At 44.3% G+C, this 10,838-nt stretch carries 14 protein-coding genes; 13 read left to right on the top strand and 1 reads right to left on the bottom strand.

What is annotated here, in order from left to right:
* Nucleotides 1–35: 35 nt before the first annotated feature.
* Nucleotides 36–737 (top strand): DnaD domain-containing protein, encoded by a 702-nt coding sequence (locus AOQ32_RS00815; protein ID WP_083994319.1) that lies wholly within the window; start codon nt 36–38, stop codon nt 735–737.
* A gap of 41 nt (nt 738–778) precedes the next feature.
* Here the strand turns inward: AOQ32_RS00815 and AOQ32_RS00810 are convergent, their stop codons facing one another.
* Nucleotides 779–1,075, bottom strand: a complete 297-nt coding sequence (locus tag AOQ32_RS00810; protein ID WP_059393150.1) for a hypothetical protein — start codon at nt 1,073–1,075, stop codon at nt 779–781.
* A 26-nt stretch (nt 1,076–1,101) separates the two neighbouring features.
* Between AOQ32_RS00810 and AOQ32_RS00805 the strand changes: the two genes are divergently transcribed.
* The 12 genes from AOQ32_RS00805 to AOQ32_RS00750 form a co-directional block, all read left to right on the top strand.
* Nucleotides 1,102–2,241, top strand: coding sequence for a THUMP domain-containing class I SAM-dependent RNA methyltransferase (locus tag AOQ32_RS00805; RefSeq protein ID WP_059393149.1), 1,140 nt, complete (start codon nt 1,102–1,104; stop codon nt 2,239–2,241).
* Between the two features lie 274 nt (nt 2,242–2,515).
* Entirely contained in the window at nt 2,516–2,914 is a 399-nt protein-coding gene (locus tag AOQ32_RS00800) for a hypothetical protein (RefSeq protein ID WP_059393148.1), read from the top strand.
* A 96-nt stretch (nt 2,915–3,010) separates the two neighbouring features.
* On the top strand, nt 3,011–3,253 hold the full coding sequence (locus tag AOQ32_RS00795) for a hypothetical protein (RefSeq protein WP_059393147.1): 243 nt from the start codon (nt 3,011–3,013) through the stop codon (nt 3,251–3,253).
* A gap of 80 nt (nt 3,254–3,333) precedes the next feature.
* Nucleotides 3,334–3,936, top strand: coding sequence for a hypothetical protein (locus AOQ32_RS00790; protein WP_059393146.1), 603 nt, complete (start codon nt 3,334–3,336; stop codon nt 3,934–3,936).
* Nucleotides 3,903–4,295 (top strand): hypothetical protein, encoded by a 393-nt coding sequence (locus AOQ32_RS00785; protein ID WP_059393145.1) that lies wholly within the window; start codon nt 3,903–3,905, stop codon nt 4,293–4,295. Before AOQ32_RS00790 ends, AOQ32_RS00785 begins: the two co-directional genes overlap by 34 nt.
* Nucleotides 4,296–4,307: 12 nt before the next feature.
* On the top strand, nt 4,308–5,936 hold the full coding sequence (locus AOQ32_RS00780) for a hypothetical protein (RefSeq protein WP_059393144.1): 1,629 nt from the start codon (nt 4,308–4,310) through the stop codon (nt 5,934–5,936).
* Between the two features lie 155 nt (nt 5,937–6,091).
* Nucleotides 6,092–6,442, top strand: coding sequence for a DUF1542 domain-containing protein (locus AOQ32_RS00775; RefSeq protein WP_059393143.1), 351 nt, complete (start codon nt 6,092–6,094; stop codon nt 6,440–6,442).
* Complete coding sequence (locus tag AOQ32_RS00770; RefSeq protein WP_114679962.1) at nt 6,337–6,999, top strand: DUF1542 domain-containing protein; 663 nt, start codon at nt 6,337–6,339, stop codon at nt 6,997–6,999. Before AOQ32_RS00775 ends, AOQ32_RS00770 begins: the two co-directional genes overlap by 106 nt.
* Nucleotides 7,000–7,020: 21 nt before the next feature.
* Nucleotides 7,021–8,025 (top strand): hypothetical protein, encoded by a 1,005-nt coding sequence (locus AOQ32_RS00765; protein WP_059393141.1) that lies wholly within the window; start codon nt 7,021–7,023, stop codon nt 8,023–8,025.
* A 1-nt stretch (nt 8,026) separates the two neighbouring features.
* Nucleotides 8,027–9,274: a DUF1542 domain-containing protein gene (locus AOQ32_RS00760; RefSeq protein ID WP_059393140.1), complete on the top strand. Its 1,248-nt coding sequence runs from the start codon at nt 8,027–8,029 to the stop codon at nt 9,272–9,274.
* A gap of 78 nt (nt 9,275–9,352) precedes the next feature.
* Nucleotides 9,353–10,081 carry a hypothetical protein gene (locus AOQ32_RS00755; RefSeq protein WP_059393139.1) on the top strand — a complete coding sequence of 243 codons (729 nt, stop codon included), beginning with the start codon at nt 9,353–9,355 and terminating at the stop codon, nt 10,079–10,081.
* A gap of 266 nt (nt 10,082–10,347) precedes the next feature.
* A partial coding sequence (locus tag AOQ32_RS00750) for a GNAT family N-acetyltransferase (protein WP_059393138.1) occupies nt 10,348–10,838 on the top strand: 491 nt, incomplete at its 3' end.

The raw sequence follows: 10,838 nt of genomic DNA, 5'->3' as shown, positions 1-10,838 counted from the left end.
TGGGCGCTTTTGTAACGATTGATAAGGAGGGTTTGATGGACGATAAATTACAGGCCTTCTTGCAGGCCGGCAGTACTAGCCTAGAAAACGCTTTACTGGTACATTACCAGGATTTGGGTTTTGACAATGATGATTTGGTCCTTTTCTTGCAGGTTAAACGCCTCCAAGACCAGGGCGACCAAGCCGACCCGAAAGCCGTTGCTCGGATAATGAAGGTCACGGAAAAAACGGTTGTGAGCCGACTGATGTCGATGGTTGATCGAGGGTTAATGAAGGTTGCCGGTCAAGGCCGTCAGGGTGAAATTTATGATTTCTTGCCACTTTACGACCGCTTGCTACACGGCCAGGGTCTGAGGCCAGCCAATAACGTTGTTTCGGCTGGTGAAAAAAGCCGTCAAGAAGTTGTCCGGATTTTACAAGGCGAGTTCGGTCGCAACCTATCACCGCTGGAAATGCAAACGGTGGCTCAGTGGTTTGACCAAGACCACTTTGATCCAAACATGATGGTCTTGGCGATTCAAGAAGCAGTCGCCAATAATGCTCGGAGTCTGCGTTACATTGAGGCTATCCTGGTGAACTGGCAACGTGATAATTTGACCTCACCCCAGGCGGTTCAAATCGCCAAAGAAAAGCGCCGTGGTGTCGTTTATCAAGCAAGGCCGGCCAATGGTCAGGATCAACAACAACCCGAAAAAAATCAGCCAATTGTGCCAACCTTTAAGTTAGATGACCTCTAAAAATATTGAAAATGTAGTCAAAGGCTGAGAATCGGTTGATTTTATTGTAAAATTAAGCGACCGAGGTTATCCTGGTGAAAACCTAATAGTGGCTTGGGGCCAGTCTGGTCGACCAGGCAAGCCAGTTTCGTTTTTGGGCTGACCTGGCTGAGTCGCGTTTGCAGTTGGCCAAGTGTCAATGGCTTTTTCCCAGCGACAAAGGCGATTTCGCTTTGTTGGTTGAAAAAGCGTAATTGGGCCAAGGGCCTGATTTGGTCGCGGTCGTCTTTGACTTGGCCAAACACTTCGGTTTGATTTGGTAGGTAAGTTGTCAGGGCAAAGAATTCACTGAGTATCATAGTATTTATATTATAAAAGGAAAATGATGGAAAAGAAATATCGTTTAATGGCAACAGTTGCGGCGGGCTTGGAGTCCGTCTTAGGCCAAGAATTAAAGGACCTGGGCTTTGATGTTCAGGTTGAAAACTACCGAGTCTTCTTTGAAGGGACTCAGGCCGATATTTTACGGGCTAATTTGTGGCTCCGGACAGCCGACCGAGTAAAAATCGTGATTGGTTCCTTTCATGCCACCACTTTTGATGAGCTTTTCGAGGGCATCAAGTCTTTGCCGATGGAAGATTACCTTAATTATGATTCGGAATTTCCTGTTGCCGGTCGGTCACAAAAATCAGCCTTGCACTCGGTGCCAGACGTTCAGTCAATTACAAAAAAGGCGATTGTTTCTCGCTTGCAGGAAGCCTTTCATGTTCGAACTCGCTTACCAGAAACCGGCTTTTTTGCACAATTAGAGGTCATGGTGACCAAGGATGAAGTCATGTTGACTTTGGATACAACCGGGCCATCACTCTTTAAGCGCGGTTACCGAGCTGAAAAGGGACCAGCGCCATTGAAGGAAAACTTTGCGGCGGCCTTGGTGCTGTTAACTAATTGGAAAAAAGACTTACCTTTTGTCGATCCAACTTGTGGTTCTGGAACGATTCCGATTGAAGCTGCTTTGATTGGTCGCAACTTAGCACCAGGTTTGACCCGTGACTTTGATATTGAAAAGATGGACTGGTTTGATCACACCCTTTCAGATACGATTCGTGATGAAGCTGAAGATCAGGCTGATTACGACACGCCGTTGAACATCCGTGGTTATGATATTGATCCGAAAATGGTGAAAATTGCCCAAGAAAACGCTAAGCATGCGGGTTTGTCTCAAGACATTACCTTTGAGGCTTTGGCCGCAGGTGATTGGCAACCAGAAGAAGAACGTGGCGTCTTAGTGGCGAACCCACCCTATGGTCAACGACTCGGTGAACTTGAAGAAGCCGAAGGGCTTTATAAACAGATGGGAGCGGTTTATAGTCGACTGCCTTACTGGTCGAAATATATCCTAACTTCTGACCTATCATTTGAAAAAGTTTTTGGTCAAAAAGCGACGAAAAAGCGCAAACTGTTTAACGGGCAGTTGCGGGTCGATTATTTCCAGTTTTGGGCTAAAAAAACCGAAAAAAAATAAAATATTCCAAATCAGAATAAAAAATCAGCAAAAAAGATTGTCATTTGACAATCTTTTTTTTGTGTTTATTTTTCAATTTATTTTCTTAAAATTAATAAAAATTAAAAAATGATAGTGCTCTTTTCTTGAAGAAGATTGAAAGCGCTATTGTTTCAAAAATGTTGGTTTTAAAATAGTAAAAGAAACCGTTTTCTTTTCAAATTTGTATTTTTATAAAGCAGCCTTTATAATCAAATTGCAACAAACGAAAACAAAGTAAAGGAATGTAAAAATAATGGATACAAATATCAGGAAAAAGTATACGATTTACCAATCACGCCGCGCTTGGCTGGTGGCATCGAGCGTCTTAGTTTCAAGTGGTTTGACTTTAGTGGATGGCGACCAACAGATTAGTGGTCATGCTGCGCAAGTTCATAAGACAGAAAATGTTCAAGCTAATAACGGCCAAGAGCAAAATGACGGCCAATTGGCTGCCAGGGTGAACTTGGACCAGGCTGATTTTGGTGTTGATGTCGACACCGAGGATAACGACAAGAGGGAAAATGAGGCAGATGACGATTTCACTGTTGATAATCCACGCCCTGAGCGCCGCCACCAGGGACCAGGAACGGTTGTGGTCGTACCAGAAAATCCAAAGGACAGTGCAGATAAGCAAAAAGAACCGGATAAATAAGATTCACAGTCAAAGCAGAATCAAAAGCCAGTTGACAAGGGTGACCAGCAAAAAGCTCCGGGAGAGACTGATTTAGCACAACGGCCATTACCTTCGTTGTATGAGCAAACAACTAATGCTTATGAAAAATTAGTCACTGCCTTAAAAACAAGCGAACCGAATTTAAACGGTGGTGGGGATGCTGTATTAGATAGTGATCAGCGTCATATCGCCCAAGCTGGACAGATGATTTTTGGTGAACCAGATAAGTCGTTACTCGGCTTGACCGGCATTAAAAATGATTATTCCAGTGTTTCCGAAATACGCTTAATGGCTGATGAATCATTTACTGAAAAATAACGGAGCATGTCAAAGAAATTCTTGGTGAAAATCAGAAAACGACAAAAACGAGTTATTTCCCAATTCAAAACACCCTTGTATTGGGTGGTGGAGTACCGTTAACGGCAAATGTTTATCCATCAAACGATTCGGTTTTAAATCCTGAACGTTATTATAAGATGTTACAGGCAACCATTAGTTCTGTTGCGAATGTACTGAGCATGGGCATGATTGATGATAAGTTAGCAAGCAACTATGACAGTGGTCAATATGGTGTTTACCTGCGTGTCGCAGTTCCACGAGGTGTCGATCCAAACGAATTTGTCAAAACACTCAATTTAGACGGTGATCGTTTTGCGGCTGAAATGAACTTTAATGCCACACTCGGCTTGGATCGGTTAGGTAATATGGTGCCAGATGTTGAATCAGCTCGTCGTGTCTTGGATCGGATTATCGATGCGCTGCGAGCAATCTTTTTGGGCAAGGCCGGTAAGGAGGAGGCCAAGGTGGCTTTAGCACAAGCTGGGCAAGAAAAGAAACAAGACTTTGCTAAAATTGTCCATGTCGACCAACAAAGTTTCACAAACAAGAAAAAGTGGTGGACCATGAAGTCGCCTTTTACCAGAAACGAGTTGGTCAAGCTAAGACGACGGTTGAACTGGCTCGGACATTGGCGGATGGCTTACATGCCATCAATGACGTAGCCAATCCTGATTTACAAATTGATTATCAACCAGTCAGTCTCGCTGAAGTGAAGGTTGCGGTGGTTGCCCTTGAAGAAAGGGGACGGTCGACTAAAAAGCGTTTTGAAGAAATTGACCATACAGAACCAGCAAGCCTGTTGAGTCAAGAAAAATTGGTAACCGAAGCGGTTAATCAAGGATTAACGGCTATTCACGATGCCAAAACGAAGCAAGAACTGAAAGTGGCATTAGAACAGGCACTAGTAGCAATCGATGGCGTTGCCGAACCACAGTTAATCAAAGAATTTCAACCGGTTTCGGCAGCTGATCGTAAACAAGCGATGGATCAAGTAGTGGCTGCCGGACTACAAAAAAAGTAGCAATTTAAGAAAGTGGCACATGTTGAATCCGATAGTCTCAACCAGCAAGAAGACCTTGTAAATCAGTTAGTTCAAAAAGCAACTACGGCTCTTCAACAGGCCAAAACCAACGGCGACTTAAACGGTATCACGGCAAAGGCGGTTAAAGATATCAATGCGGTTGCTAATCCAACTAAGATGGTTGCTTATCAGCCGGTTAGTCAACATGATATTGACCGTGCAGTGGCGATTTTGCAACAAATAGGGCAAGAAAAAAGTGATTCCTTCAATCAAATTATTGGTGTCGATCCAATGAGTTTGGCTAATCAGCAAGCTAAATTGAATCTGATAATTTCTAATGGTATTGAGAAATTAAATCGAGCGGAAACGAACCGTGAATTTGAGCAAAGCTTCCAAAAGACGTCCCAAGCTATTCGTGCTGTTGAAAATCCAACGATTCAAGAAATATTGAAGGAACCAACGGCAGATGATAAGGCCTTGTCGATTAGGTTCTTAGAACAAGCTGCCCAAGACCAACGTGACCTTTTCCAAAATGTTGCACACGCTGACCAACAGAGCTTGGCGCAGCAACTGTCAATTTTAGAAAAAGCCCTCAAAGCTGGAACACAAGCAATTAACCAAGCAAAGACGAGGGGAGAACTCGCCAAGGTCAGCGACCAGGCACTAATTCAGATTAGGGCGGTAGCGAAGCCTGAGGTGGAATTTGCTTACCAAGAGGCGACCGCTTACGATGTTGGTGTGGCCTATGGCAAACTTGTAAATATTCTTTCGGCCAAGCGCAAGCAGTTTGCAGCAATCTTGCACGTTGATCCAATTAGTTTGTCGAAGCAACTCCAACTTTTAGACTTGATTAAAAAATCCACGACGATCGAACTGAATCAATCGATGATTCAAAAAGACATTCAGGTAGCCTACGACAAGGGAGTACAGGCTATTAATTTGGTTGCAGCGCCAAAAATTTTAAGCGAATACCAACCGGTCACGGCAGAGGAACGCCACCTGGGTGAACAGACCTTGCGAAATGCCGGTGAGGCAAAAAAGGCTGATTTTGCAGCTATTAGTCATGTTGATCAAGATAGTTTACGGGCTCAGCAATTAGTTGTTGATTCAGTTTTAGCAACTGGATTACAGGCATTGCAAAAAGCAAAAGTTGCTGGTGCCTTTCGAAAAGCTGTAGCCGACAACCTTGATTGCATTCAACGAATCGAAGAACCTTCAATTCAAAAGGATTATCAGCCGGTAACCGATATGGACCGTTACTTAGCACGGCAGGCAATTAACCATGCTGGTGAGGCCAAAAAGCAAGCCATTCTTGCTGTCGAACAGGGCGAGAAAAAGAGCGTCCAGCAGCAAGTTAAAGCGGTGCAGCAAGCGATTACACAGGCACAGCAGGATGTTGCTCAAGCAGCAGTTCAAGGTGAATTAAAGCGGGCTGTTCAAGCTGGTTTTGATTCGATTGCTAAAATTGCCGGACCAGCACTGGAAGTGGAGTACCAACCAACCACCAAGGCTGATCAAAATCAGGCGCTTGCGGCCTTGAATCAAGCAGCAGATGATAAAAGAGCCACTTTTGCCGCCATTGATCATGTTGATTCGGTTAGTCTGTCCTTACAGTCAGGTTTGATTGAAAAAACCAAGTGAATGGCTAGCAGCTGCTATTGGCTGCCAAAACCAAGAAAGACCTTCGCCAAAGTTTAGCGGATGCTTGAACGCAAGTTGACCAGGTCGCTGATCCAATCAAGGAAATTGGTTATCGTCAAGTCGAAGCGAGCAATCAAGTAGATGCCAAGGAGCAGTTGAAGACAGCCGGTGAGGCTCAAAAACAAAAGTTTGCGTCTTTGGTAGGAGTTGATCCTGAAAGCTTGGCCAAACAACAGCTTTTAGTTGACCAAGCAGCAGATACTGCAAGTCAGGCTGTTGACCAGGCACAAACGAATGGGGAGCTAGTAACTGCTTGCCAACAGGGACTGACAGCGGTTCGTCAAATTGCAGCACCTGTTGTTTTGGAAGAACTGAGGCCAGCAACGATAGCTGATAAAAAATGGCTAAGGATTATCTTAGTCAGGTTGTGGCACAGCGCCAGGAATCTTTCCGGCAAATCAGTCATGTGGATCAGGATAGTTTGGCTCAGCAATTACAGTTATTGAACCAAGTTCTGGCGCAGGGACAAGAAGCCATTGACCGAACGGCAACTAAGGGAGATTTGAACAAATCTGTCGCACAGGCTGAGCAGGCGGTAACTAGTATTAGTCAGCCAAGCATACTCCCTCTTTTCCGGCTGGTCAGTCAGGATGAAAAAGCAGCTGTCGATGATCTATTGGCCCGGCAGGCCAATCTGAAAAAAGGCCAATTTGATGCAGTTACTCATGCTGACCCAGAGAGCCTCAACCAACAAAAACAGGTCGTTGATCAAGCGTTGGCACAGGCACACGATTTAGTTGCCAAGGCCAAAACAAAGCAGGACTTGAACAAGGCATTAGCAGCAGGCTTGCAGGGCATTCAGGATGTTGTCGAACCGGTCGTTCAAACACAATTCCGTTCAGTTACCGAGGATGACCGCAACCATGCGCTGGAAATTCTTAACCAGACCTTTTTGAAAAAGCAAGAGCATTTTTCAGACATTAAACATGTGGATGATCAAAGTTTAAAGGCGCAAGTAGCTGCCCTGAAGACCGCTCGAAAGACAGCAATCGGGATTCTTTAAGCTGCTGAAAACCAAGGACAGTTGCAAACTGCTTTGCAAGCAGGGCTAAGTGGCTTGAACCAAGTGACTGACCCAGAAGTACAGTTGGCTTATCGACCAGTGACTCCAGCTGATAAAACTGGCATCGAAAAGATGTTGACCCAGTATGCTCATGCTAAGCAAGAGCGATTTTCTAAGATTACTCATGTTGACTTGGAGAGCCTCAAACAGCAACAACAACAAATTGATCAAATTCTGAAACAAGCTAAGGAGGCACTGGCTCAAGCAAAGTTGAATCAAGATTTAACTGCTGCCCAAAAGCAGGCAGTGACAAAGATTGACTTAGTGGCTGATCCGGTTCTGATTTTTGCTTATCAAGCAGTTACTGACCAAGAAAAAGCGAAAGCAGCACAACGGCTTAGCGCTGCTGGCCAGGCAAAGAAGACTACTTTCTTGGTCATTGACCATGTTGATCAGCAAAACTTGGAAAATCAGTTGGTCCAGCTGGCATATATCTTGCAAACCGGCCATCATTCGATTGAAAAGGCAACGGTTCACCATGAACTTGATTCAGTAGTTAAGCAAAGCTTAGCTGATATACAGACAGTGGCGAAGCCAAGCTTAGCACCCGAATATCGCCAAGCAACAGTTGACCAGAAGGCAGATGGTCAGCAGACGTTAATGATGGCTGCTAAAGAAAAGTCAACACGTTTTGAAGCCCTCGATGATGTCAATCAAGCAAGTCTGTTGGAACAGCAGACACTGTTAACAGGTGTGGTGAAGCACTATTCTGCTTTGATTGGTCAGGCAGAAACTGTTCACGATATGCATGAGCTTGTCAATAAGGGCTTGCAAGATATTAACCAAGTTACACAGCCAAAGCAAAATTGGCAGGATCAGGCGGTTAACAAAGAAGAAATGCAAACCGCTATCCAAGATGCGATATCAGCAGGTCAAAATCGAAGTCAAGACTTTGGAAAAATTACCGGAGTTGATCCTGATGAACTAGCACAGCAGCAAGCTGTGAATAAAGTCGTCAACGATTAGTTTGACCAAGAACCATGGCCAATTAAAGACTGCGGTTATTAAAATTAAGGAAGCCATTCAGGCGGTTCAATCACCGCAAATTCAATGGATTTTCCGACAACCGACTGATGCAGATCGGCAAAAAGCCAAGGGGGAAGTTCAACAAAAGGCGATTGAGCAAAAGAAAATTTTCGAAAAAGAACCAGGGGTTGATACTGAATCACTAGCAAAGCAAGAAACCGCTATTGATCAGATCGTTCAGCGGGCCAATCAAAAACTTGACGAAGCCAGAGTGAATGCCAGCTTATTAGCCATTGAACAAGAAGCAATAGATGCCATCGAAGCGGTTTGTCATCCAGATATGATGCGTTCTTTCCAGCCAGTTGATATTGATGAAGCTAACCGTGCCAAGGGTGTGATTCAAACCGCAGGGGATGAACTGAAGCAACGGTTTAATGCGATTGAAAATGTTGACCCAGTTAGCCTCCACCAACAAGTGGAACGGATTGATCAGTTAATGGCAGCTGCAAATAAACGGATTAATGATGCCAATACGAATGCCGATGTTGACCAGGTTCAAGAAGAGACTTTGGATGATTTTGCCATGGTTCCAGCACCAAGTACTTTGACGCCTAAGCGCGAAGAACGGACCCAAGCGCATCGGGCAATCGACTGGGCTGGTGCTAAGAAACAAGCGGAAATTGATCAGGTACCAAATTCTGATTTGTCAATCTATCAAGCGACTATTAATCAATTACGAGAAGCAATGGACCAGGCGCACCAAGCAGTTGACCAAGCAAAAACTGGTCAAGATTTAACAGAGCAATTAACAAAATTTGTGAAGACGATTAATGCTCTCACGGTGCCAAAAGCAAACCAAGAACAGCCTAACCAAGCGATTATTCAGGCGGCCAAGCAACAGATTGACTGGGCAGGTGCTAAAAAGCAGGCAGAAATCGATCGAGTACTAAATCCTGATGTATTAGCATATCAGGCTACCATTAATCAATTACGAGGTGCAATGTCCCAAGCGCACCAAGCAGTTTCTGAAGCAAAGACTGGTCAAGACTTAACGGATCAATTAACAAAATTCTTGAAGACCATTAATACTCTAACGGTACCGGTCGCTAACCAAGCTCAGCCTAGCCATGCTGAAATTCAGACAGCTAATCAACAGATAGACCAAGCCGGTGAAAAGAAGCGGACAGCGATAGAGGCCGTAAGCAACGCCGACAAACAGGCTTATGAAAAGGCTATTGCTCGTTTGTAAGAGGCGCTTGAACAAGCTCACCAGGCAATTAGTCATGCAAAAACTCTGCGAAGCCTTGATGGGGATGTCAAGGCGGCGTTGAAGACAACCGAAACAATTGCTGAACCAATTGTTAGTCCAACCAATTCAGCTGCTTTGCCAGTTGATTCAGATACTAGGTCTGGTGTTCAACCATCTACTAATTCAGAGGTGGAAGAGAAAACAGCCGTGCCAGCCAATTCATCTACGCAATTAAATACAGATAAGGAGAAAGCAGTAACACCAGTTGCTCCATCTGTTGAACCGAAGGCGGATAAGAAAGAAACAGCGGTACCTGTTACTCCATCTATTGAATCCAACATAGATAAGAAGGAAGCAGCGGTACTAGTTGCCCCATCTGCTGAATCAAAGATAGATAAAAAGAAAACGGCAGTACCAGCCAATCAGACCTCAGCATCGAACGTCGATGACAAGCAAGTGGCCACACCAGTGAAAATTAGTGATAACAAGCTGGCGCAACCTGTTGTCTGGCAAGCTGAAATAACGAAGTCAAATGTAGGAGCACAAGAGTTGTTAACCCATTTGTCGGAAAATAGTTCTGCAACAGCAAAGGATAGTCAAATTCAGCAAAAGCAGGAGACAACGATTAATCAAAATGGCACTGGTCAGCACCATCAAAATGGTGACAATTTAATTAGCGCTCTGCCAAAGACGGATTATGGTCATACAAAGAATCAAACATCAGTGAAAGCAACCATCTTGACCACTTGGTTAATTGTTCTAACAGGACTGGGTTTGATTAAGAAAAAGTATGACGATATTGATTGATTTTAACTGTTCTTAATAAAATTAAAAAAATCACGAAGTTAAGTTGAGGTTGTTGTTTTTGAATAAAAAAACCTCTTTAACAGCCTGGCAGAAAAGCTCGATTAGTCACAGATTAATCGAGCTTTTTTGTTTGGAAATGTTCATGCAAAAATTCCTAAAAAATGTGTTTTTAGAGACTTTATTTCCAAATTCGTTGTGCTATAATTGGTGCCTGATGACATTTGGAAAGGAGTAGCGTACTGATATTAGTGCGCGATATTACGCATATGCCAGCAGTATTTATGCGACGAGCACAGGCTCGTGATGTCTCTGAAATCGTTGCGATTTTGCAGACCGCCAAAGGTTATTTAAAGGAGCAGGGGATTGACCAGTGGCAATCCGATTACCCAAACGAAGCGACCGTCCAAGCTGATTTGGATGCGCAACAGGGTTTTGTCTTAGTTGTTGGTGACGAGGTGGCGGGATACGCTGCTGCCTTTGAAGGGGAGGACCCACTCTACACGGACATCAAAGATGGTAGTTGGGCTGATAGTGGTCACCCACATGACTATGCCTCACTCCATCGGGTAGCGATGTCGGACAAGTTCCGCGGCCAGCGGCTAACGCCACGTTTCTTTACGGCGTTAATTTCATTTTTCTATTCACGGGGTGCACGCGATTTTCGAATCGATACCCATCCAGGGAACATGCCCATGCAAAAGGTGATTGCCAATAATGGTTTTGAAAAGCGTGGTTCAGTTGATATGCTCGAAGCAGA

The organism is Fructobacillus tropaeoli (assembly GCF_001047135.2).
In the GTDB taxonomy this organism is placed as follows: domain Bacteria; phylum Bacillota; class Bacilli; order Lactobacillales; family Lactobacillaceae; genus Fructobacillus; species Fructobacillus tropaeoli.
The sequence above is the reverse complement of the archived record's forward strand: the minus strand, read 5'-3'. Positions and strand labels throughout refer to the sequence as shown.

Excerpts from the sequence above, each read along its gene's own strand:
- AOQ32_RS00815 (WP_083994319.1), top strand. The coding sequence starts at position 36 with ATGGACGATAAATTACAGGCCTTCTTGCAGGCCGGCAGTACTAGCCTA.
- AOQ32_RS00810 (WP_059393150.1), bottom strand. The coding sequence starts at position 1,075 with ATGATACTCAGTGAATTCTTTGCCCTGACAACTTACCTACCAAATCAA.
- AOQ32_RS00805 (WP_059393149.1), top strand. The coding sequence starts at position 1,102 with ATGGAAAAGAAATATCGTTTAATGGCAACAGTTGCGGCGGGCTTGGAG.
- AOQ32_RS00800 (WP_059393148.1), top strand. The coding sequence starts at position 2,516 with ATGGATACAAATATCAGGAAAAAGTATACGATTTACCAATCACGCCGC.
- AOQ32_RS00770 (WP_114679962.1), top strand. The coding sequence starts at position 6,337 with ATGGCTAAGGATTATCTTAGTCAGGTTGTGGCACAGCGCCAGGAATCT.